This is a genomic window from Sphingobium sp. FG58 (genome assembly GCF_057809055.1).
Genome location: NZ_JBMDJF010000001.1, coordinates 223829 through 247237 on the forward strand (window position 1 = coordinate 223829; position 23409 = coordinate 247237).

General features: G+C 63.4%; 19 protein-coding genes. 4 read left to right on the forward strand and 15 right to left on the reverse strand.

Annotation, left to right across the window (positions count from 1 at the left end; translation table 11 throughout):
- Window positions 1-463: 463 nt before the first annotated feature.
- From ACODR8_RS01175 to ptsP, 9 genes are all read right to left on the reverse strand, one after another.
- Complete coding sequence (locus ACODR8_RS01175; RefSeq protein ID WP_489005827.1) at window positions 464-985, reverse strand: tetratricopeptide repeat protein; 522 nt, start codon at window positions 983-985, stop codon at window positions 464-466.
- Window positions 986-1076: 91 nt separating this feature from the next.
- Window positions 1077-2252 (reverse strand): RsmB/NOP family class I SAM-dependent RNA methyltransferase, encoded by a 1176-nt coding sequence (locus ACODR8_RS01180; protein ID WP_489005609.1) that lies wholly within the window; start codon window positions 2250-2252, stop codon window positions 1077-1079.
- A 147-nt stretch (window positions 2253-2399) separates the two neighbouring features.
- Window positions 2400-3857 (reverse strand): IMP dehydrogenase, encoded by a 1458-nt coding sequence (guaB, locus tag ACODR8_RS01185; protein ID WP_489005610.1) that lies wholly within the window; start codon window positions 3855-3857, stop codon window positions 2400-2402.
- 180 nt (window positions 3858-4037) lie between these two features.
- Window positions 4038-5987, reverse strand: a complete 1950-nt coding sequence (gene ftsH / locus ACODR8_RS01190; RefSeq protein ID WP_119747404.1) for an ATP-dependent zinc metalloprotease FtsH — start codon at window positions 5985-5987, stop codon at window positions 4038-4040.
- A gap of 77 nt (window positions 5988-6064) precedes the next feature.
- Complete coding sequence (locus ACODR8_RS01195; RefSeq protein ID WP_489005611.1) at window positions 6065-6256, reverse strand: hypothetical protein; 192 nt, start codon at window positions 6254-6256, stop codon at window positions 6065-6067.
- Between the two features lie 94 nt (window positions 6257-6350).
- Window positions 6351-7331 carry a tRNA lysidine(34) synthetase TilS gene (tilS, locus tag ACODR8_RS01200; protein WP_489005612.1) on the reverse strand — a complete coding sequence of 327 codons (981 nt, stop codon included), beginning with the start codon at window positions 7329-7331 and terminating at the stop codon, window positions 6351-6353.
- On the reverse strand, window positions 7322-8263 hold the full coding sequence (locus ACODR8_RS01205) for a hypothetical protein (RefSeq protein ID WP_489005613.1): 942 nt from the start codon (window positions 8261-8263) through the stop codon (window positions 7322-7324). Before ACODR8_RS01205 ends, tilS begins: the two co-directional genes overlap by 10 nt.
- A gap of 95 nt (window positions 8264-8358) precedes the next feature.
- Entirely contained in the window at window positions 8359-9321 is a 963-nt protein-coding gene (locus ACODR8_RS01210; protein WP_489005614.1) for a helix-turn-helix domain-containing protein, read from the reverse strand.
- Between the two features lie 83 nt (window positions 9322-9404).
- A complete protein-coding gene (gene ptsP / locus ACODR8_RS01215; RefSeq protein ID WP_489005615.1) occupies window positions 9405-11678 on the reverse strand; it encodes a phosphoenolpyruvate--protein phosphotransferase in 2274 nt (757 codons plus the stop codon).
- Window positions 11679-11820: 142 nt separating this feature from the next.
- Here ptsP and ACODR8_RS01220 point away from each other — a divergent pair, with 142 nt between their 5' ends.
- Complete coding sequence (locus ACODR8_RS01220; protein WP_489005616.1) at window positions 11821-12978, forward strand: pyridoxal phosphate-dependent aminotransferase; 1158 nt, start codon at window positions 11821-11823, stop codon at window positions 12976-12978.
- Window positions 12979-13113: 135 nt separating this feature from the next.
- The gene (locus ACODR8_RS01225) at window positions 13114-14280 is read left to right on the forward strand and encodes a pyridoxal phosphate-dependent aminotransferase (RefSeq protein WP_489005617.1); all 1167 of its coding nucleotides are present in this window, start codon (window positions 13114-13116) and stop codon (window positions 14278-14280) included.
- A 382-nt stretch (window positions 14281-14662) separates the two neighbouring features.
- Here the strand turns inward: ACODR8_RS01225 and ACODR8_RS01230 are convergent, their stop codons facing one another.
- The 5 genes from ACODR8_RS01230 to ACODR8_RS01250 all read right to left on the reverse strand — a co-directional run bounded on the left by ACODR8_RS01230 (window position 14663) and on the right by ACODR8_RS01250 (window position 22110).
- Complete coding sequence (locus tag ACODR8_RS01230) at window positions 14663-15943, reverse strand: hypothetical protein (RefSeq protein WP_489005618.1); 1281 nt, start codon at window positions 15941-15943, stop codon at window positions 14663-14665.
- A 381-nt stretch (window positions 15944-16324) separates the two neighbouring features.
- Window positions 16325-18925, reverse strand: coding sequence for a methionine synthase (gene metH / locus ACODR8_RS01235; RefSeq protein WP_489005619.1), 2601 nt, complete (start codon window positions 18923-18925; stop codon window positions 16325-16327).
- Window positions 18926-19045: 120 nt separating this feature from the next.
- A complete protein-coding gene (locus ACODR8_RS01240) occupies window positions 19046-20092 on the reverse strand; it encodes a homocysteine S-methyltransferase family protein (protein WP_489005620.1) in 1047 nt (348 codons plus the stop codon).
- A gap of 138 nt (window positions 20093-20230) precedes the next feature.
- The gene (gene metF, locus ACODR8_RS01245; RefSeq protein WP_489005621.1) at window positions 20231-21142 is read right to left on the reverse strand and encodes a methylenetetrahydrofolate reductase; all 912 of its coding nucleotides are present in this window, start codon (window positions 21140-21142) and stop codon (window positions 20231-20233) included.
- Complete coding sequence (locus ACODR8_RS01250; RefSeq protein WP_489005622.1) at window positions 21139-22110, reverse strand: ArsR/SmtB family transcription factor; 972 nt, start codon at window positions 22108-22110, stop codon at window positions 21139-21141. Before ACODR8_RS01250 ends, metF begins: the two co-directional genes overlap by 4 nt.
- Window positions 22111-22326: 216 nt before the next feature.
- On the opposite strand from ACODR8_RS01250, the gene ACODR8_RS01255 reads away from it, so the two are divergent.
- The gene (locus ACODR8_RS01255) at window positions 22327-22542 is read left to right on the forward strand and encodes a circumsporozoite protein (RefSeq protein WP_119747887.1); all 216 of its coding nucleotides are present in this window, start codon (window positions 22327-22329) and stop codon (window positions 22540-22542) included.
- 77 nt (window positions 22543-22619) lie between these two features.
- Window positions 22620-22862 carry a hypothetical protein gene (locus ACODR8_RS01260; protein WP_489005623.1) on the forward strand — a complete coding sequence of 81 codons (243 nt, stop codon included), beginning with the start codon at window positions 22620-22622 and terminating at the stop codon, window positions 22860-22862.
- A 97-nt stretch (window positions 22863-22959) separates the two neighbouring features.
- On the opposite strand, the gene ACODR8_RS01265 is transcribed toward ACODR8_RS01260, so the two are convergent.
- Entirely contained in the window at window positions 22960-23391 is a 432-nt protein-coding gene (locus ACODR8_RS01265; protein ID WP_489005624.1) for a hypothetical protein, read from the reverse strand.
- Window positions 23392-23409: the final 18 nt, after the last annotated feature.

A 23409-nucleotide genomic window follows, 5' to 3' on the forward strand; every position in this document is an offset into this window, starting at 1 on the left:
TCGAGCGAAGTCGAGAAACGGGTGCGCGACGTTTCTCGACGTAGTTTATCCTGAGCGCCTGCCGCAGGCGGGCAGTCGAAGGGCTCGAAACGAACGGAGGTGGAGGAATTACCACCCACCATACGCACGGCAGGGCCACTGTCCTACACGCAGCCAGCCATGTTATACCAAGCTGCATGATCGTGCCCTGTCAGACTCCTCCCCCTTGAGGGGGGGGGTGGGTGGGGGTGTGCTGCCGCCAGCGTGGACGCTCGGCTTGATTGGAGGCGCGTGACTCCAATCAACCCTCCCCGCGGGGGAGGGGAGATGAGTCACAATCATCGCACGTCGGTATTACATCGCGCCCACAGGCTCTTTCTCACCGTCGACACCCAAAACGACCCGCGTAACAATCTATCGCATTCCGATAACAAAATGTCGCATTTACCGGGAAATATGCGAAGTTAAGCGCCGCAAATCCTATTTACGGCGTCTCGGTCGGCACCGTCTTGGGCGCGGTCGGGACGGCATCCTTGGCGGTCAGCGCCACGGCGGGCGGCCCTTTCTGGATCGCGGCGGCCAGCTTGCCAACGGGCGCACAGTCGGCCTTGCACAGACTCTGCGCCTTGGCCAGCACCTCCTTGGCCTTCGCCAGCGCGCCCTTCTCCACCATCGCTTCGCCCTGCCCCGCCAGCGCAGTCAAGTCGGTCGGGTCAAGCAGCAATGCTTCCTTGTAGAGACGGATCGCCTTGCCTTGCAGCCCCTGTGCGCGGGCGACCTGGGCCAGATCGACATAGGCAGCCCGGTTGCGCGGATCGACCGCCAGTGCGCTTTCCAGCGCATCGGTCGCACCGTTCAGATTGCCCGCGGCAAAGGCCGCGGCACCGGCTTTCTGCCATTCGATCGAACGCGGCTCGATCTGCGCATCGGGACGCTGGGTCAGGCCGACGCTGGACACGGTGGTCAGGACGACGGCGAGCGCGATCGAGGCGGGGGTAAAACGCATGAGTGTCTCCAGCCATGTTTCAGGCATTGATTTGGTCCAAGTGTCGCCATTTTGCGGGCGCTTGTCCATGGCCTGTTTCACGCCGCCGCTTTCATGCCGACCGGCGCAGCCGCGCAAAGAAGAAACCGTCGGTGCCATCATGGCCCGGCGTCAGCAGCCAGCCTGCGCCATGGGCGCGGCCCAGCGGCATATCCAGCACTTCCGCTGTCCATCCGTCATGCCGGGTCAGAAAGCCGTCCACCTGATCGCGTCCCTCCTGATCCGTCAGCGCACAGGTAGCATAGACCAGCGCCCCGCCGGGGGCCAGCAAGGGCGCGGCAAAATCCAGGATACGCGCCTGTTCCGCGACCAGCCGGCCCAGCCGCGCCTGCGTCAACCGCCAGCGCGCCTCCGGGTTGCGCCGCCAGGTGCCGGTGCCTGAACAGGGCGCATCGACCAGCACGACATCGGCCTCCGCCTTCAGGCTGTCCAGCCCCCGCCCCTCATGCCCCTGATCGATCAGCAGCGTTTCGATGAAGGTCGCGCCCGCCCGCTCGGCCCGCGGGCTGAGCCGCGCCAGTCGCGCGCGGATCGTGTCGGCAGCAATCAGCGTCCCCTGCCCCGCCATCGCGGCGGCCAGCGCCAGCGTCTTGCCGCCCGCCCCGGCGCACATATCGACCACGGTCATGCCTGGCGCTACGGCGCAGGCCAGCGCGATCATCTGGCTGCCGCCATCCTGCACCTCGACCAGCCCCTGTTTCCACGGATCGGCCTGTTCGACCGGGAAGCCTTCGGGCAGGCGCAGGCCATCTGGCAATCCGGCGATCGGCTGAGCATCGGGCAGGTGCGGCGCGACGGCGGCAGGCGTGGCCTTCAGCCGATTGACCCGCAGATCGACTGGCGCGCGGCCCAGCAGGGCGTCCTGCTCGACGGGGGCAGCCAGCAGCGGCGCAAGCCAGGCTGGCACCGCCCCGGCGCTTGCCCCGACCTCGCCCGGCTCGATCGGCACCGGCGCATGGGCCGACCCGTCGAACAGCGCGGCTAGATCCGGCCGCTCCTGCGCCAGCCCGATCATCGCTTCGCGCCCGGTATCGGGCCGCTCGCCCGCGCGGCGGATCGCGTCATAGACATGGTCACGCACCGCCCGCCGGTCACGCGACCCGGCATAGCGCCGCTCCTTGAAATAGCGCGCGATCAGCGTGTCAGCTGCAGGCCCACCGTCCCGCGCCGACGCGATGATGGCGTCGAGCAGTTCGATCGCAGCCTGAAGGCGGGCGGCTGGGGTCATATCCTCCCCGGCACGGGGAGGGCGACCGGCCGAAGGCTGGTGGAGGGGGCGGGAGGGAAGCGCAACGACAGGAGAGGTAGCGCCCAACGGCGTCCCCCCTCCACCACTGGCTTCGCCAGCGGTCCCCCTCCCCGTACCGGGGAGGACTCAGCGCGTCGGATAATTGGGGGCTTCCCGCGTGATGGTGACGTCATGGACATGGCTTTCGGACAGCCCGGCATTGGTGATCTGGACGAAGCGGGCGCGCTCCTGCAGGTCGGGGATGGTGCGACTGCCGGTATAGCCCATCGCGGCCTTCACGCCGCCGACCAGCTGGTGGATGACATCCTTCGCCGGTCCCTTGAACGGCACCTGGCCCTCAATGCCTTCGGGGACCAGCTTCATCTGGTCCTTGATGTCCGCCTGGAAATAGCGGTCGGCGCTGCCGCGTGCCATCGCGCCGACGCTGCCCATGCCGCGATAGCTTTTATAGGCGCGGCCCTGATAGAGGAAGGTTTCGCCGGGCGCTTCGGCGGTGCCTGCCAGCAGCGATCCGACCATGACGCAGCCTGCGCCCGCCGCCAGCGCCTTGGCCACGTCGCCGCTCGTGCGCAGGCCACCGTCGGCAATCACCGGCACACCCAGCTTGGCGGCGGCTTCGGCGGAATCCATGATCGCGGTCAGCTGCGGCACGCCCACGCCTGCCACAACGCGGGTGGTGCAGATCGATCCCGGCCCGATGCCGACCTTCACGCAATCCGCGCCCGCGCCGATCAGCGCGCGGGTCGCTTCGGCGGTGGCGACATTGCCCGCGACCACCTGGACATGGTTGGACAGACGCTTGACCGCTTCGACCGCAGCGGAAACCTGTTTGCTGTGGCCATGGGCGGTGTCGATGACGATCAGGTCGCATTCCGCGTCGATCAGCGCCTCGCTGCGCTCCAGCCCCTTGTCGCCCACCGTGGTCGCCGCCGCGACGCGCAGGCGCCCGGTGCCGTCCTTGGTTGCCTGCGGATAGGTGACCGCCTTTTCCATGTCCTTGACGGTGATCAGGCCGACGCAGCGATAGGCATCGTCCACCACCAGCAGCTTTTCGATCCGGCGCTGGTGCAGCAACCGCTTCGCCTCATCCTGGCTGACGCCAGCAGGCACAACCGCCAGATTTTCGCTGGTCATCAGCTCGCTGACCGGTTGCGCTGGGTTTTCCGCAAAGCGGGTGTCGCGGTGGGTCAATATGCCGACCAGCTTGCCCGATTCTTCCACCACCGGAATACCGCTGATCCGATGCTTCTTCATCAGCATCTGCGCGTCGGCCAGCGTCGCGGTGGGCAGGATGGTGATGGGGTTGACGACCATGCCGCTTTCGAACCGCTTGACCGCCCGCACCGCGTCGGCCTGTTCCTCCACCGTCATGTTCCGGTGCAGCACGCCAATCCCGCCCAGCTGCGCCATGACGATCGCCATGTCGGCTTCCGTCACCGTGTCCATCGCCGACGACAGGATCGGAATGTTCAGCTTGATCTCGCGCGTGACGTAGGTCGACGTGTCCGCCTGACTGGGCAGCACGTCGGATTCGCCGGGCTGCAACAGCACGTCGTCAAAGGTGAGGCCAAGGCGGATATCCATGGAAAATGCCACTTTCTGATGCGGAACCTCTGGTCGGTTCCGGGGGATTTGTGGCGGCCCATGTAACCACTATGGGCGCGGACGGCCAGTCCCTTTGGGGCATTTTATTGCGCTGGTGGCAGGGTCATGAAAAAGGGCGCGCAACCTTGCGGTCGCGCGCCCTCTCGATGTCTTGGCGGATCAGGCTCCGGCGGGCGACGGGTTGCCGAACGGTCCCTTGCGCTTGCCCGCGCGGGGGATGGAGGAACCGGCTGCCGGAATGACCGACGGCTTGATCGTCGTGCCATCGTCGCGGGTGATCTCACCCTTTTCCAGCAGCGCCTTGATCTCGTCGCCGCTCAACGTTTCATATTCCAGCATGGCGTTGGCCAGCAGGTGCAGCTGGTCCTCATGACCGGTCAGCAATTCCTTGGCCCGGTTATAGCCCTGCTCCACCAGCCCGCGAATTTCCTTGTCGATCAGCTTGGCGGTCTCGTCCGACATATGGACGCGCGCGCTCTGCGAATAGCCGAGGAAGGTTTCGCCCTGCTGCTCTTCATATTGCAGCGGACCCAGCTTGTCGGACATGCCCCATTGCGTGACCATGTCGCGCGCCAGCTTGGTAGCATATTGAATGTCACCCGAAGCGCCGCTCGACACCTTGTCATAGCCGAAGATAATCTCTTCGGCGACGCGGCCACCCATGGCGACCGCCATGTTCGCGTGCATCTTGTCGCGATGATAGCTGTAGCTGTCCCGCTCGGGCAGGCGCATGACCATGCCCAGAGCACGACCGCGCGGGATGATCGTCGCCTTGTGGATCGGGTCGGACGCGGCTTCATGGACCGAGACGATGGCATGGCCCGCCTCATGATAGGCGGTCATCTTCTTTTCATCGTCGGTCATGACCATGGAGCGGCGTTCCGCGCCCATCATTACCTTGTCCTTGGCCGCTTCAAACTCGTCCATCGCGACCAGCCGCTTGCCGCGACGCGCCGCCATCAACGCCGCTTCGTTGACCAGATTGGCGAGGTCCGCGCCGGAGAAACCGGGCGTGCCGCGTGCGATAGTCCGGGGTTCGACGTCAGGAGCCAGCGGCACCTTCTTCATATGGACGGCCAGGATTTTCTCGCGACCTTCAATATCGGGACGCGGCACGACAACCTGACGGTCGAAGCGGCCCGGACGCAGCAGCGCAGGGTCCAGCACGTCGGGACGGTTGGTGGCCGCGACGATGATGATGCCTTCATTGGCTTCAAACCCGTCCATTTCGACCAGCAACTGGTTCAGCGTCTGTTCGCGCTCGTCATTGCCGTTGCCCAGGCCAGCGCCACGATGGCGGCCGACCGCGTCGATTTCATCGATGAACACGATGCAGGGCGCGTTCTTCTTCGCCTGCTCGAACATGTCGCGCACGCGGCTGGCGCCGACGCCCACGAACATTTCGACGAAATCGGAGCCGGAGATGGTGAAGAAAGGCACGCCTGCCTCGCCTGCGATCGCGCGGGCCAGCAGCGTCTTGCCGGTGCCGGGCGAACCGACCAGCAGCGCGCCCTTGGGGATCTTGCCACCCAGACGAGCGAATTTGGTCGGGTTCTTGAGGAACTCGACGATCTCCTGCAATTCCTCACGTGCCTCGTCGATGCCGGCGACGTCATCGAAGGTGACCTTGCCATGCTTTTCGGTCAGCAGTTTGGCCTTCGACTTGCCAAAGCCCATCGCGCCGCCCGCGCCGCCGCCCTTCTGCATCTGGCGCAGCACAAAAAAGGCTATGCCAAGGATCAGCAGGAAGGGGAGCGACTGGTAGATGAGGATCATCCAGAAGCTGGGCTGCTCTTCGGCCTGGCCCGAATATTTGACTCCATTGTCGTCCAGCAGGGTCGTGAGCCCCGGATCGCTGACAGGAATGGTGTTGAACTTCTGGCCGCTGGCCAGCGTACCCGAAATCTTGTTGGGCGCGATGGCGACGTCCTTGACCTGCCCTTCCTGCACTTTCGAGCGGAATTCGGAATAGGCAATGCCGGTCCCGGCGGTGGAGGCGGAACGGCTGTCGAACATGGACACGAACAGCAACAGGGCGACAATCACCCCTGCCCAAATCATCGCGCTCTTGATCCAGGGATTGCCCTGCGGGTCTTTCTCGTCGTTCATCATCACTCTCTTTCACCGGCCAAGATAGGGCGCGTTGGGCAAAGCGCAAGCTTGGGCCTGACCCTATATGGCAAGGATTAACCGACGGTGAGTTGGACAATGACGAGATAGGCCAACCCCAGCGCCAGGCCCGCCGAAAGGCCGCAGAGGAGATAGCCCAGATAGAGCAGCAGCGGCGGGTGTGGGCGGGCCAGCTTATGGTTACGTTGCGCTGCCGAAAGAATGACACTGGCCAACAGGCCGTAGGTCAGGGCCGCAAATTCCACCATCGCTGCAAATCTCCGCTCATTTCCGCGCAGAATGACGCATGGGCGGCGTTAAGGAAAGACTGTTGCGGCGCACAAAAACGGCAGGCCGTTGGGTTCATGCGTCGGGTTGCGGAACTTTTTGGGAATCGGCGCGCGGCGGCGCGGAGCGTAACGTCCAGACCGACCCACCCCGCAGCAGCCAATCCCCCAGATTCGCTTGCCCCCCTGCCTGCGCCGCGCCGATCGCGCGATCCAGCGCATCGCCCCGCGGGATGGCTACATCGGGCGCAGCGGCGTGCAGCATATGGAGGATCAGACGGCGCAGATATTCGCGCGGCAGGTCGGTGCGATCCAGCCGCCACTGCGTGCCGTCGCGATCGACATGACGCTCAGCCAATTCAGCAACGCTCCAGTCCAGCGCAGCCTCCGCCTCCGCCAGCGCCGCCGCGCTGCGGGCTGCGGCTTCCGGGTTCAGCCAGTCCGCCCCCGCCAAAACCGCGCGTAATGCCGCCCGGTCGAACCGCGGGTCGGCATTGGAGGGGTCATGGACATGCGGCAGCGCTTCATCGTCCACCAATTGCTGCAACGCCGCCTTGCGCACGCCCAGCAGCGGGCGGATGACGGTGCCGGACCGCCCGCGCACCCCGGCCAGACCGCCAACCCCCGACCCCCGGTTGAGCCGCATCAGCAATGTTTCCAGCTGATCGTCGGCATGATGGGCCGTCATGATCCAGTCGATGCCCTGCGCCAGCCGCCATTGTTCGATCAGCGCATAACGGTGCGTCCGCGCCCAGGCCTGAATGTTGCCAGCGGGCGGCGTATCGGGCGTCGCGACATGGTGAGCAATCCCCTGCCCCGCGCACCAGTGCGCGACCATGGCCGCTTCGTCGGCGGAGGCGGGACGCAGGCCATGATCGATCGTCACTGCCGCCACCCGCCCGGCAAAGGCACGGGCGGCCAGATGGAGCAGCGCCATGCTGTCCGGCCCGCCCGACACTGCGACCCCGAAGCGCGCCGCCGGGTCATCGCCCACCAGCGCCTGTGTCGCCGCGATCAGCCGGGCTTGCAGGCCAGCGCGGTCACTCGTCAGCTGCACTTCGCCCTGGTGCGGCCCTTGTCCATCATGCCGCGCAGGCTGGCGGACAGGCTCGTCCCATAGACCTGCTCCAGCTCTGCATAGACTTTGCAGGCGTCGGCAGGCTTTTTGAGCTGGATCAGCGCTTCGCCCAGATAGGCGAGGCTGTCGGGCGCGCGGTCGCCGCGCGGGCGCTTCTGGTAATTTTCATAGAAAGCGACCGAGGCCAGAGCAGGCTTGCCCTCGTCCAGATAGGCGCGGCCCAGCAGATTCTGCGCGCGGCTGGCGACCGGCGACGTGCCATATTTGTCGACCGTGGCTTTCAGCTGCGCCTGCGCTTCGGGATAATATTTCGCATCCCACAGGCGATAGCCATAGCTGTATGCGTCCATCGGCGCGTCGCCCGTATCGGGCCGCTCGATTGCGGCGACGGCCGTCTTGCGGGCTTCGCTCACGACCGGGGTTGCCGGTGCAGGCGCAGGCTTGGGTGTCGCTGGCTTGGCCGCAACCGGTGCGGGATCGGCCGTCACGGGCGCGGCCGCCGTCGGCTTCACCGCTGGCGGGGTTTCAGGCTGGAGCAGGCGGCCTTCGATTTCCGCCTTATATTTGTTGAAGGCATCTTCCAGCTGCTTGAGCTTGAAGCTGTTTTCCTCGACCTGGCCAGTGATTGACGCCAGCTGCGATTCCAGTGCGCCGACGCGCGCGGTCAGGTCCGATATGGGCGAAGAGGATGGCGATCCCGGCGCGAGCGTCGGGGCAGCGGGGCGGACAATCTGCGCTTCGATAGGCGCGCCTGCCGGGAACACCTTGCGCTGGACCGCCTTCATTTCCTTTTCCAGCCGGTCGACCCGCACCTCGACCGGCGCGGTTTGCGCGATGGCGGACGGCGCGATCGCCAGCAGCAGTGGCGCGCTCCATGCCAGGCAGGAGGTCGCGAAAAAGGCGTGACGCATGATATTCCCCGACTAACTCTATCGCCTTAACCATAAGGCGTTATTTCGCGCGGTAAAGCGTGACGTTTAGCCACGCCCGCGTCCGGAACCGACGTTCAGCCGCCCGTGGGATCGCCAGATGCCGCCGGTGCCGGTGCGGACGGAGCAGATGCAGGCGCTGCGGCGGGTGCCACGTCACCAGCCGACGGAGAGGTGGTTTGGCGCGGGGTCGCCCGGCGCTGCGCGGGACGGGACGACGGCGTTGCAGAGGATGCATCGGCGGCGGGCGCAGCAGCGGCAGTGTCGCGCGCCAGCAGCGCTTCGGCGCTGACCGGCACATCGGCGATCGTCCGATCCGGCGCGCCCAGTGGCGCCACGACCTTGCCCCCGACAGTGACGCTCAGCGATTGCGGCCGCCCGGTCAGGATCATCGGGTTGCGCGCGCCCGCTGGCAGGGTGAAAGCCTCGCCTTTCTTCAGCAAGCCGTCCTTCAGCCGTTCGCCCGCCTCATCATAGATACGCAGCCAGACGTCGTCGATGGCGGTAAAGACGACCGGCTGTGCGGCTGGCGCGACCCGCGCAGCGCTGGCGGCGGCTGGGGCTGTGACCTTTGCCTGTTCCTGGGCGATTTCCTCGCCGGTCGGCGGCGTCAGCGATTGCGAGCGCCAGAGCGTATAACCGGCGATCAGGACAAGGACGATGATGGCCGCGGTCCAGGCCAGCATGCGCGACGGCACGCGGGCGGGATCGACCGGCTCGAACGCTTCGTAGCGATTGGCGCCCATGTCGCTGCTATGCACCGCCTGGCGCACTTCGGCAGCAATCGCTACCTCGTCCAGATCGACCGCGCGGGCATAGGCGCGCGCGAAACCGACGGCATAGGGGATGCCCGGCAGGGCGGCATAATCATCACGCTCGACCGCTTCGAGCTGCCGCAGCGCGATGCGCGTGCGGGTGGCGACCTCCGCCAGCGACAGGCCCAACGCCTCCCGCGCGGCACGCAATTTCGCGCCGGGGGTGTCGGGCTGCATTTCCGGTGCGCGGTCCGCACCGGTGTCCAATTCTGTTTCGTCTGCCATGCTGCTCCGCGACCTTTATGGTCAGCCTTGTCTCATTGAGCGACGGGGATTGTCAACGCCGCGTCAACCCTGCACGGCTCACCTCACCCCAGTTCGATGTTCCGTTCAACCGCCCATTGCGTCAGCCGCGCCCGGATGTCGCGCGCGCCGCCGTCCAGCAATTCGCGCATCAGCGCCTGCAACTCCTCCGCATCGATCGCGCGGATCATCGCCTTGACCGGCCCGACCGAGGCCGGGGTGATCGACAGGCGGCGAATCCCCAGGCCAACCAGCGCCATGGCTTCGAGCGTGCGCCCGCCCATTTCGCCGCAGACGCCGACCGGCACCTGATAATCCTTGCAGGTGCGCACCACCCGATCGAGGAAACGCAGGATCGCGATACTCAGCCAGTCATAGCGTTCGGCCAGGCGCGGATGGGCGCGGTCGGCCGCAAACAGGAACTGGGTCAGGTCATTGGTGCCGATCGACAGGAAATCGAGCCGGGGCAGCAATATGTCCAGAACCTCGGCCAGCGCAGGCACCTCCAGCATCGCGCCATATTTGACCGCGATCGGCAGCTTCTTCCTGCGCTCCTGCAACCATTCACGCTGATGTTCGACCAGCGCGCGCGCCTCCTCATATTCCCAGGGTTCCGACACCATCGGGAACATGACATGCAGCACCTTGCCCGCCGCCGCCTCCAGCAGGGCGCGCGCCTGCGCCTTCATCAGCCCGTCGCGGTCGAGCGCCAGCCGCAGCGCGCGCCAGCCCATCGCCGGATTATCCTCCAGCTCCTCATCTTCACGCTGCATATAGGGCAGCGCCTTGTCGCCGCCGATATCGACGGTGCGGAAGATGACTGGGCGGTCGCCCGCCGCGTCCAGCACATCCTTGTAGAGCCGCTGCTGCTTTTCGCGCTGCGGCAGGGTGGCAGACACCAGAAACTGGAATTCCGTGCGGAACAGGCCGATGCCGTCCGCGCCCACCATGTCGAGCGCCTGCGCATCCTCGCGCAGACCCGCATTGACCATCAGCTCCACCCGCTGGCCGTCGGCGGTGACCGATGGCAGATCGCGCATCGCGACAAATTCGGCGCGGCGCTTTTGCGTCACATGCAGCTTATTGTCGAACGCCTCCTCCATGTCGGCGGTCGGGCGGATCAGCAGCGCATTGGCGTTGACGTCCATCTGGATGAGGTCGCCCTCATTGACCAGATGGCGGATGTCCCGCACCCGGCCCAGCACCGGCACGCCCATGGCGCGCGCGACGATGGTGACATGGGCGGTCAGCGATCCTTCCTCCAGGATCACGCCCTTCAACCGGCGGCGATCATATTCCAGCAGTTCGGCCGGCCCCAGGTTGCGCGCGATCAGGATCGCGTCCTGCCGCAGCCCCATCTGCGCCGCCGTACCCAGCTGCCCCGACACGATCCGCAGCAGCCGGTTGGCCAGATCCTCCAGATCATGCATCCGGTCGGACAGCAGCGGATCGTCAATCTGCCGCATCCGCATCCGGGTGCGTTGCTGCACCCGTTCTATGGCCGCTTCGGCAGTCAGGCCGCTGTCGATCGCTTCGTTGATCCGGCGGGTCCAGCCTTCGTCATAGGCGAACATCTTGTAGGTTTCCAAAACCTCCTGATGCTCACCCTCCATGCCGAACTCGGCCGCGCCGGTCATCCGGTCAATCTGTTCGCGCATCTTGGCGAAGGCGGAAATGACCCGCTGCCGCTCGGCCTCGGTATCCTCCGCGACCGTATGTTCGATATGGACGCGCGGCTGGTGGAACACCGCATGGCCGCGCGCCATGCCCATCACCAGTTGCAGCCCGTGCAGCATAGTGGTGCCAGTGTCGGTGACGCGCTGGTCGCTGGGACCGTCATCGGCCAGTTCAGCATTGGCGATCAGTTCCGCCATCACCATCGCAACGGTCTGGAGCGCCTCTATCTCCACTTCCTCATATTTGCGCGGTTCGGCATGTTGCACGCACAACACGCCGATCGCCCTTTCGCGCCGCACGATCGGCACGCCGGCAAAGCTGTGGAACAGTTCCTCGCCGGTTTCGGGGCGATAGCTATAGTCGGGGTGCGACGCGGCCTCGTCCAGGTTCAGCGTTTCGACATTGGTTGCGATCAGGCCGACCAGCCCCTCCCCCATCGCCATGCGGGTGACATGGACCGCCTCCTGCTTCAGGCCGCGCGTCGCGAACAGTTCCAGCACGCCCTCGCGCACCAGATAGATGGAGCAGACCTCGCTCGACAGCGACTGGCCGATAATCTCCACCACCTTGTTCAATTTGGCCTGCGCGCTGGTGCGCGACGCCATCACTTCCTGAAGGCGGGTGAGGATCTGGCGGGCGGCGGCGGCGGGTGTGCTGGGCATGGCGTCAGCGCTATCAGATCGGCGGCCTGCTTTCCAAGGCGATTCATGCAGCGCGATAGTTAAGCAGAGGTCATTTGCATGGCGGAAACATTCTGTACAATCGTCTAAGAATGTAAAATCGGCTTTCAGGGAGAATGGGACCATGGCGACATCAGGTGAAACGGCGTTTGAACGCGATCTTCTGGACCGGGGTTATTCGCGGCGGCAACTGGCCAAGGCGACCGCGCTGCTGGGCGCTGGCGCAGCGGCGATCCGCGCGACAAGCGCTGTCGCGCAGCAGGCGGCCAAGCCGGTCGCTGGCGCTGTCCGAATCGGCGCGAATGAATGCTGGACCGGCCCGTTCCCGGTCGCTGCCGAAGCCGCGTTCAAGCTGGTGACCGAGGGCAATCGGTATGAGCCCGACAATGAGCATCAGAAGCTGTTTGATGCCGTAGCCGCGGTCGAGGGCGTTCCTGCCGACCGTATCGTCGCCTGGCCCGGATCGTCCGATCCGCTGAGCCGCGTCGCGATCGCCTTCGCCTCGCCGACGCGGGGCATCGTGACGGCCAACCCGACCTATGAAGCGATCTGGCGGACCGGCGACTGGCTGGGCGCGAAAGTGACCAAAGTGCCGCTGACGAAGGATTATGCCCATGACGTCAAGGCGATGCTGGCGGCTGATCCCAATGCCGGGCTTTATTATGTCTGTTCGCCCAACAACCCGACCGGCACGGTGACGCCGATCGCCGACATCCAGTGGCTGGCCGACAACAAGCCCAAGGACGCGATCCTGGTGGTGGATGAAGCCTATATCCACTGGACCGAGACCGGCACCGCCGCCAGCATGGCCGCGACCCGCGATGACGTGATCGTGCTCCGCACCTTCTCCAAGCTGTTTGGCATGGCTGGGATGCGGCTGGGGCTGACCTTCGCCGCGCCCGCGCTGATGGAAAAGATGATGCGTTATGATGGCGGGCAGGTGACCGGCATGTTGCCGATGACCGCCGTCGCCTGCGGCACGGTATCGGTCGCGCAGGCGGACCTGATCAAGGCGCGCCGCGCGGAGATGAACGCCAATCGCGACAAGGCCATCGCCTTCCTGACCAGGAAGAAGATCAAGGTCATCCCCGGCAGCCACGCCAATATGTTCATGATCGATTGGGGCAAGCCCGCCAAGCCCATGGCCGACGCGCTGCTGGCGGAAAATGTGCAGATTGGCCGCAGCTGGCCGATCTGGCCCAACGTGTCGCGCGTGTCGGTGGGGTCGGCGGCGGAAATGGACGCGTTCTGCGCCGCCATCGACAAGGTGTGGAAAGCGTAACGTCAACCCACCCTTCACCACCATAAAATTTCCAAACTCTGGCGGCGGGGGCTTGCGGCAATGCGCCGCCGCTTCGTTTATCCCCATGAACCCCCGGAACGAACGCCCGGATGGCTGGACAAAGGGACAGACGACATGACCATGATGCTAGACAAGGATGCCAGAGACGATCTGATCGAACGCGGCTATTCCCGCCGCCAGCTGGCCGAAGTGGCCGCGCTGCTGGGCGCTGGCGTTGCTGCCAGCACGTTGCTGGGCAATGCTGCGATGGCGCAGCAGCAGGCCGGGCGCGGCATCAAGGGCGCTGTGCGCATCGGCGCGAACGAATGCTGGACCGGCCCCTTCCCGTCCGGCGTCGCCGCCGCTGCCGAAGCCGCATCCTTTGGCAACTGGTATGATCCCGACAATTATCGCGGCGACCTGGTCAAGACTGTCGCCACGGTCGAGGGTATTCCCGAAAGCCATGTCATGCCCTGGCCCGGTTCGGGCGGCCCGCTGGTCAGCATCGTCGCGGCCTATTGCTCGCCGACCAAGGGTCTGGTGACCGCCGATCCGACCTTCGAGTCCGCCTGGCGCACCGCCGATTATATGAAAGCCCCCATCGCCAAAGCGCCCCAGGCCATCGGCAAGGGCCATGACGTGAAGGCGATGCTGGCAGCCAACCCCAATGCGGGCCTCTATTATATCTGTTCGCCCAACAACCCGACCGGCACGATCACGCCGCTGGCCGACATCCAGTGGCTGCTCGACAACAAGCCCGCCGATTCCATGCTGCTGGTGGACGAAGCCTATCTCCACTTCTCCGAAGCCCCCAGCGCCGCGACGCTGATCGGCACCCGCAAGGACATCATCGTCATGCGGACCTTCTCCAAACTGTTCGGCATGGCTGGCGTGCGCCTCGGCCTCACCTTCGCCGATCCCGAAGTGCAGAAGCGCATCATGCTGTTCGGCCCGGCGGCCGGGGGCCTTGCGATCACCGCGATGCATTGCGGCAATGCCGTCTATACCGAAGCCGCCCTCATCAAGGCGCGCCGGAACGAGATGATCGCCAATCGCGAGGAAACCATCGCCTGGCTCACCAAGAAGGGCATCGAGGTCCACCCCGGCAGCCAGGCCAATATGTTCATGGTGAACTGGAAAAAGCCCGCCAAGGAAATGCAGGCCGCGCTGCTGGCCGCGCCGGAAAAGGTGCAGATCGGCCGCAGCTGGGCCATCTGGCCCACCGTCTCCCGCGTCACCGTCGGCTCCGCCGACGACATGGCCAAATTCCGCGCGGCGGTCGACAAGGTCTATAAAGCGTAAGGCATCCCCTTTCCTTACGACACGAAGAAGGGCGTCCGGGCAACCGGGCGCCCTTTTTGGGTGGTGGTGTATGGCCCGGACTTCGGATGATGGGATCGGCCAGCCATTGCAAATGGAGCGCCAGTGCCTGGACCCACGTTCGGTCGAAGGGCGTCCCAGCCAGCCGCCGCTGCAACCGATGCGCGTTGGCTCGCGGCATGCCCGCAGCGCGCGCTGCCTGCGTGACATTGTCGGTGGCGAGCAAGAGGCGCAGCCTCTCCGGCGTCCAGCGGGCGCGGGCGGATGGGGTGCTGATCCATCTATGAGAATAGACCAGAGGATTTCCCATTTTAGAAGAGAGATTTGGGGATGAATGAGCACATTGGAATCGACCTACCTCTAATCACCCTTGGCTGTCGTCGGGCATGGCTCGAATGCCAAGTTCGCGGCTGATGATCTCCGCACAAAGAGCATTCGCGATCTGAACCGTAGTGCGATCAACAGCTTTTAGAACATGCCTTCCCTCATGTACTATCTGAGATCGAAGTTCGTACACACGACGAAATTTTTCCCCGATCTCCGCTCTATGAGCGGAGGACTTGCCCAAGAGATAAGCACAGCGGCTCGCCAGAAGATTGGTTAGCCCAATTCCTTCTGCTGCCTTTCGGTCGCCGAGCATAACTTCGATCGCAATCGTGGCTTGTAAGAGTGCATCGAGGGGGCGACGATTTACTCGCGCTCGATAGAACCATATACAAGCAGAAAATAAGCGCCGGCAGTCTAAATCATCGTTAAATATAGTTTCTATTTTATTGATGGCAGCGATGTAAGCGACATTCATGTCTCTACTTCTACGCTTAGCGAATGCTTCAGACGAGCAATAATATTGGCGATCGAGTAGATCCTCTTCAAGCGATTCCGTCGTGAGAATCTCGCGGGTTTCCTCATCATGAACCATGAGGTAAGGCAACTTTGAGGTTTCTCCACCTGACCCGTACGTCATCACATTCAACGCCATAGCAGCCCCGAAGAATGCTCTAATATTATCCTCAAATTGCCTCCCCATCACGCTTGAGGAAGTATGCACGACGTATCCTAGCATCGGCATCGAAAAGTATAATCGATCGGCCTGGATCGTCCGATCAACATCCTCGCCGACGAACCAGTCGTGGAACAAGCCAGTATCAACGGCTGCATGTTCCGAATGCACTGGCATGGGTGCGGGTAATGCATAACCTTTTGAAATTGTAATACCGGAGGGCAGCGATATGCTATCCGGGATTTCATTTCCTAAAAAATGGGAGAACGGTCCGGGTAGCGCTGCGGTAAGTCTATGTCTGATAGGTAGAGATTTAAGTTTAGCAATTAGACGTCGCGCAAAAGAGACAGGATTGGCTACAAATGGTAACTGAGATATCGGTTGACCTGTGATGATTTTTGGTCGTGGATCAGTGCGATCCATTTCATTTTTGATCTCAGTCGCGATAAAGCGAATTAGACCGGTTTCTCCAACGAACCGATCAATCTTCTCGCGGGCATCCGATGGCAAAATCCCCGATAATTCTCCAACCCATTTAAAATCGCTAAACGCTATATAAGAATTCTTAATCGGATTGATTTGCAGTCCTTCAGCGATTTTTAGCACAAGGTCTGCTTCAACAGCCGTAGGTAGCTTAATCGTCATAGCTAATTTGACCTGACTGTAATGCGCTCACAAATGCTGCCTAACATACCAACTCTTGCAATTCGCAGCAGCCAGATATTACGCAAATGCCGTTACTGCATATCACCATCAGGATTTTCGTCACCGTGATCGCCCCAACAATGAAACTATCAACAGGTGTTTGCGATTCCGCAAGCCCAATGCCGGAGTAATCCGGGCCTTATCCGGCATCCCGCTTTCTTCTGCTTCCTCGCACAAGAAAAGCGGGACCCCGGATCAAGTCCGGGGTGACGGATTGTTAAGCGCTGGCGTTGTTAGCTCGCTGCGTTCACTACCCACCCTTGGCAGAGGCACGTGCTCTCGCCCCTCCCTCCCTTGAAAAGGAGGAGAGTAAGAGGGGCCTCAATCCAAATTCGGCCTTAGATACCGTTCCGCCGTGTCGATATCGATCCCCCGCCGCACCGCATATTCTTCCAGCTGGTCGCGGCCGACCCGCGCCACGCCGAAATATTCGGCCTGGGGGTGGCCGAAATAGAAGCCGCTGACGGCGGCGGTGGGCAGCATGGCGAAGCTTTCGGTCAGCGTAATGCCGGTAGCATGGTGGGCATCCAGCATCTCAAACAGGATCGTCTTGAGGCTATGTTCGGGGCAGGCTGGGTAGCCGGGGGCCGGGCGGATGCCGCGATATTGTTCCTTGATCAGGGCTTCGTTGGTCAGCTGTTCGCCCTCCGCATAGCCCCACAGCGCGGTGCGGACATAGTGGTGGAGGCGTTCGGCGAAGGCTTCGGCGAGGCGGTCGGCCAGTGCTTTCAGAAGTATGTCCGAATAGTCATCGATCGCGGCCTTGAACCGGGCCAGATGCGGTTCGATGCCGTGCATCCCGACGGCAAAGCCGCCCATCCAGTCGCCATCATGGCTGATAAAGTCGGCAAGGCACATATTGGCGCGGCCTTCGCGCTTCTGGATCTGCTGGCGCAGCATCGGCAGGGTATAGTGCTTTTCATCCTCGACATGGACGATGATGTCGTCGCCTTCGCGGCGGCAGGGCCACAGGCCCGCGACCCCGCGCGCGACCAGCCATTTTTCGGTGACGATCTTGTCCAGCATCGCCTGCGCATCGGCAAACAGGCTGGAGGCGCTTTCGCCCACCACCGGATCGGTCAGGATGGCGGGATAATTGCCCGCCAGTTCCCAGGCGCGGAAGAAAGGCGTCCAGTCGATATATTGGATCAGGTCCTTCAGATCCCAGTCGGGGAAGCGATGGACGCCGGGCAGGCGCGGGCGCGGGGCTTTCAGGCTCTCGTCAATCTCGAACCCATTGGCGCGGGCGTCCTCCAGCGGCACGAGCGCGCTCTGTCCCTTGTTCGCGCGGGCGACACGGACATGCTCATAATCATCCTTGGTTTTCTGGACGAAATCGTCGCGCTGCGTTTCGGAGACGAGCGCGGTGGCGACGCCGACCGCGCGGCTAGCGTCCAGCACATGGATGACCGGGCCGGCATAAGCAGGGTCGATGCGCAGCGCGGTATGCACCTTGGAGGTGGTCGCGCCGCCGATCAGCACGGGCATGGTCATGCCCGCGCGCTGCATTTCGGTGGCGACCGTCACCATCTCGTCGAGCGAGGGGGTGATGAGGCCCGACAGGCCGATCATGTCGGCGTCATGATCGTTCGCGGCCTTGATGATGTCATGCCAGGGGACCATGACGCCCATGTCGACGACTTCAAAACCGTTGCACTGGAGGACGACGCCGACGATATTCTTGCCAATGTCATGGACGTCGCCCTTGACCGTGGCCATGATGATCTTGCCCTTGCCCTTGGCGCCCGGTTCCTTGGCAGCCTCGATAAAGGGCAGCAGGTGCGCGACTGCTTTCTTCATAACGCGGGCGGATTTGACGACCTGGGGCAGGAACATCTTGCCCGCGCCGAACAGGTCGCCGACGACGTTCATGCCGTCCATCAGCGGGCCTTCGATCACATGGATCGGCTTGTCGGCGGTCAGGCGGGCTTCCTCCGTATCATCGACGACATACATGTCGATGCCCTTGACCAGCGCATGTTCCAGCCGCTTGGCGACCGGCCAGCTGCGCCAGGCTTCGGCGGCCTTGTCCGCCACTGCGTCCGTACCACGATATTTTTCCGCCAGCGTGACCAGGCGGTCGCCCGCTTCGGGATCGCGGTTGAGGACGACATCCTCGCACGCGGTGCGCAGTTCGGGGTCGATCGTGTCATAAACGTCGAGTTGGCCGGCATTGACGATCGCCATGTCGAGGCCTGCGGGGATGGCGTGGTAAAGGAACACGCTGTGCATCGCCCGGCGGACGGGCTCATTGCCGCGGAAGGAGAAGCTGAGGTTCGACAGGCCGCCGGAGATATGGACGTGCGGGCAGCGCGCCTTGATCTCCTTGCACGCCTCGATGAAGTCGACGCCGTAATTATTATGCTCCTCGATCCCCGTCGCGACCGCGAAGATATTGGGGTCGAAGATGATGTCCTCCGGCGGGAAGCCGATGGTCATCAGTAGCTTGTAGGCGCGCTCGCAGATTTCGACCTTGCGCTCCTTGGTGTCCGCCTGCCCGGTTTCGTCGAAGGCCATGATGACGGCGGCGGCGCCATAGGCCATGCATTTGCGGGCGTGGAACAGGAAGGCCTCCTCGCCCTCCTTCATGCTGATCGAATTGACGATCGGCTTGCCGGACACGCATTTGAGACCCGCCTCGATGACGTCCCATTTGGAGCTGTCGATCATCACGGGGACTCGGCTGATGTCCGGTTCCGACGTCATGAGTTTCAGGAAGGTGGTCATCGCCTCGACCGCGTCGAGCAGCCCCTCGTCCATGTTGACGTCGACGATCTGCGCGCCATTCTCCACCTGCTCCCGCGCGATGTCGATGGCGGTGGCGTAATCGCCCGCCATGATCAGCTTCTTGAACTTGGCCGATCCGGTGACGTTGGTGCGTTCACCGATATTGACGAAGGTGGCGGTGGATTTGGTGGTCATGTCAGCCTTCTTCTCCCTCTCCCCTTCAGGGGAGAGGGCCGGGGAGAGGGGATACTGGGTGAGGTCGCGTACAGCCCCCTCTCCCAACCCTCTCCCCTGAAGGGGAGAGGGCTTTTCAGGTCAGGCGGCGATATGCATCGGTTCGAGGCCCGCGAGCCTGGTCACGACCGGCAATTCCGGCACGACACGCGGCTTATGCCCGTCCAGCGCCTTCGCCACCGCGCCGATATGGGCAGGCGTCGTGCCGCAGCAGCCGCCGACCATGTTGACCAGCCCTTCATCCACCCATTCGCGGATCAGCCGCGCGGTGGTGGCGGGCAGTTCGTCATATTGGCCCAGCTCATTGGGCAGGCCCGCATTGGGATAGGCCAGGATCAGCGTATCGGCATTTTTGGACAGCTCGGCCAGATAGGGCCGCAGCAAATCCGCGCCGAACGCGCAGTTCACGCCAATGGTGAGCGGCTTTAGATGGCGCAGCGAATACCAGAAGGCGTTGATCGTGTGGCCCGAGAGATTCCGGCCCGACATGTCGGTGATGGTGAAGCTGAGCATCAGCGGCACGGAGCGGCCCGCCGCCTCCTCCGCCTCGCGCGCGGCCATGCCCGCTGCCTTGGCGTTCAGCGTATCGAAGCAGGTTTCGACCAACAGGAAATCGACCCCGCCTGCGATCAGCGCCTCGCATTGCTCGCGATAGTCGGCTTTGAGCGTATCATAATCGACCTCGCGAAAGGCGGGGTCATTGACGTCGGGGGAAATGCTGAGCGTCTTATTGGTCGGGCCGATCGAGCCGCAGACGAAACGGGGCTTGCCGTCCTTTGCCGTCGCCTTCTCGCACGCGCTGCGGGCCAGCTTGGCCGCTGCGATATTGATGTCCCACACCAGATGTTCGCAGCCATAATCGGCCATGGCGATCTTGGTCGAGCTGAACGTATTGGTCTCGATCATGTCCGCGCCCGCTTCCAGATAGGCGCTGTGGATGCCTTCCACGATGTCGGGGCGGGTCAGGCAGAGCAGGTCGTTATTGCCCTTCTGGTCCCTGGGCAGGTCGAGGGTGCCGCGATAATCCGCCTCGGTCAGGCCATGCTTCTGGATCGACGTGCCATAGCCACCGTCGAAGATCAGGATTTTTTCGGCGGCCAGCGCGCGTAATGTCTGTTCAGCGTTCACTTTATTCTTCCCGCCAATAAAATCGGTTCGTGCTGAGTAGAGGCTGAGCTTGTCGAAGCCTCATATCGAAGCATCCTTCGATACGCCATTTCGACTTCGCTCAATGGCTACTCAGGACGAACAGGGGGTGGATGTAGATCATGCGGCTTGCTCAGCGACCACCGTCGCCCGCAAGCCCAGCAAATGGCAGATCGCAAAGCTCAATTCCGCGCGGTTGAGCGTATAGAAATGAAAGTCGCGCACGCCGCCGCCATAGAGGCTGCGGCACAATTCCGCCGCGATCGTCGCCGACACGAGCTGGCGCGAGGCGGGATGATCGTCCAGCCCTTCAAACAGGCGGCCCATCCAGCTGGGCACCTGCGTATTGCACATTGCCGCCATCCGCTGCGTCGCGGCGAAATTGCTGACCGGCATGATGCCCGGCACAATGTCCGCCGTGATGCCCGCCGCCAATGTCTTGTCGAGGAAGCGGAAATAGGCGTCGGGGGTAAAGAAGAATTGCGTGATGGCGCGGGTCGCCCCGGCGTCCAGCTTGCGCTTGAGATTATCCAGATCGCTCTGCGCGCTGGCCGCTTCGGGATGGACTTCGGGATAGGCGGACACCGAAATTTCGAACGGATGACGCTGCATCAGCCCTTCGACCAGTTCGGCAGCACCCTTATACCCGTCCGGGTGCGGCTCGAATGTGCCGCCGACTTCCGGCGGGTCACCACGTAGCGCGACGATATGACGCACGCCTGCATCCCAATAGGCGTCGGCGATTTCGGCGATTTCCGTCTTGCTCGCCCCCACGCAAGTCAGATGCGCCGCAGCCGCCAGCGGGGTTTCCCGCGCGATCCGGGCGACCGTATTATGCGTGCGCTCGCGGGTCGAACCGCCCGCGCCATAGGTGACGGACACGAATTTGGGTTGGAGCGGCGTGAGCGTCTCGATCGCCGACCAGAGCTGGGCTTCCATCTTCTCCGTCTTGGGCGGGAAAAATTCAAAGCTGACATGGCAGTCGCCCGCAAGGTCCGCATAGAGCGGGGCGACGGGATCGTTCAAAGTCATGCGGAAATCCGTCCTTCTTGCTGCTGGACAGGCGCTTGCTTGCGTCGCCCCAGCCACAGTTGCACCGTCAATTCATGGCCAGGCAAAGTGTCCACCCGTTCCAGTTGCAGGCCCGCTGCTGCGAACCAGCCTTCCATCTGTTCATCGGAAAAGCCAAGCCGCGCATGTTGATCGCGCACGCGCAATTCTTCCCGCTCATGCGGCGCGAAATCCGCGATCAGCACCCGGCCGTCGATCGCCGTGACGCGGGCCGCCTCGCCGATCACCTGTTCCGGCACCTGCGCATAATGCAGCACCTGATGCAACAGGACGGTATCGACGCTGCCCGGCTCCAGCGGCAAAGCCCCAAAATCGCCCAGCAGCAGCGCATATTTGTCGCCCGCATCGGCGGGCAGCTTGGCCCGTGCCAGCCGCAGCATGTCCGGGCTGCGGTCGATCGCCGTTACAGCCTGCGCCGCGCCGCCAAACAATTCGATCATCCGCCCGGTGCCGGTGCCGATGTCGAGCAGATGGCCGATCGGTTCGCGCCCCAGCAGCGCGGTCATCGCCGCCTCGACATCCGCTTCCGCCACATGGAGCGAGCGGATTGCGTCCCATTCCTCGGCATGGTCGGCAAAATAGTCCTCCGCCGCCCGCGCCCGGTCCGCCCGCACCGCCGCCAGCCGCGCCAGATCAGCCGCCTGCCATAATGTTTCGCTATCCGACGGGGTCAGGCGGTCAAACAAGGACTGGAACGGCGCGACATCGCCGCCCTTGCCCAGCCGCAGAAAGACCCAATTGCCTTCCTTGCGCCGCTCTACAAGGCCCGCTTCCGCCAGGATGCGGACATGGCGCGACACGCGCGGCTGGCTTTGCCCCACGACCTGCGCGATCTCCCCCACGGCCAGCTCCATCGCCCGCAACAGGTGGATGATCCGCAGCCGCGTCGGGTCGCCAAGTGCCCGGAAAATATCGAGTGCGGTGTGCATGGCTGCATCATATAAAGAAATCTTTATATACGTCAATGGTCGCAGATTTTCCGCAACTGCGAACAAAAGCGCACCCGTTTCCCGCCCGGATTGCAGGAATGGGATTGCCTTGCATCAACCAAAGCATTACGAATCAACGCGCAGGCGCAATGGGGGGTGAGCTTTTCTCCGAGAGTGGTCTGCACCGTTTTTATTCTCAGAGAGGGGTTTCTGCCCATGACCAAGTCTATCGCTCTTTCGCTCGTTCTCGCCGCTTCGCTCGGCCTGGCCGCCTGTTCGGGTGGCGCGGAAAACGCCGCCAACAATGCCGCCAACTCGGCTGAGAACGCGTCGAACGCTGCCGACAACGCCATGAACGCCGCGCTGAACGCTGCCGACAACGCCGCGAACGCTGCGTCGAACGCGACCAACAACGTCGCGAACGCGATGTAAGTCCAGACGGACTTTTAGAATTCGGAAAGGGGTCGCGCCGGGAACGGGGCGGCCCCTTTTCCATTGGGGACCGACCGATGATCCGCACCATCTTCATCGCCGCTGCACTGCTACCACTGACCGCCTGCGGTTCGGGATCGCCCGATGGTGTCGGCGGGGTCAGCGCCAGTGAAGCCAGCGCGCTCAATGATGCTGCGGCGATGCTCGACGCGCGCACCGGCGCAGCGCAGAGCGGCGACGCGGGCCTCAATCCCGCTGCCAGCGCGGCAGCGGGTGCCGATCGTGGCAGGGTTGTGCCGCAGCCTGAACCCAAGCCCTGACGCAAAAAGGCCGCCTCGGATGAGACGGCCTTTTCGTTTTTACTTCTGCAACTGGGTCCCCGCCTTCGCGGGAACACGCAGTCTCACTTGCACGGGATTAGCAGTTGCGATCAATCGCCCGACCGGCCAGAGCGCCTACGCCAGCCCCGATGATCGCCCCGGTCGTGCCGTCACCGCGACGGCCATAGCGGCCCGAACCCTTGCCGACTTCATTGCCCAGCAGGCCACCGGCAATCGCGCCGATGATGGTGCCACCCGTGCCATTGTCCCGGCAACGATAACCACCGCGATAACCGCCGCGATAGGCGTTGCTGCGGTAATAGCGGTCATTGCCGCGATAATAGCCGCCGTCGCCGCGATAACCACGGTCACCGCGATATCCGCGATAGCCACGGTCGCCATAATAATCGCCACGGTCATAACCGCGATAATAGCCGTCACGGGCCATGGCCGGGGTTGCCGTCACGGCCAGGGAAGCAGCGCCCATCGCCAGAGCGGCTCCCATATTGATCAGAAACTTCATCTTCATGGCGTTGCTCCTTCCAAA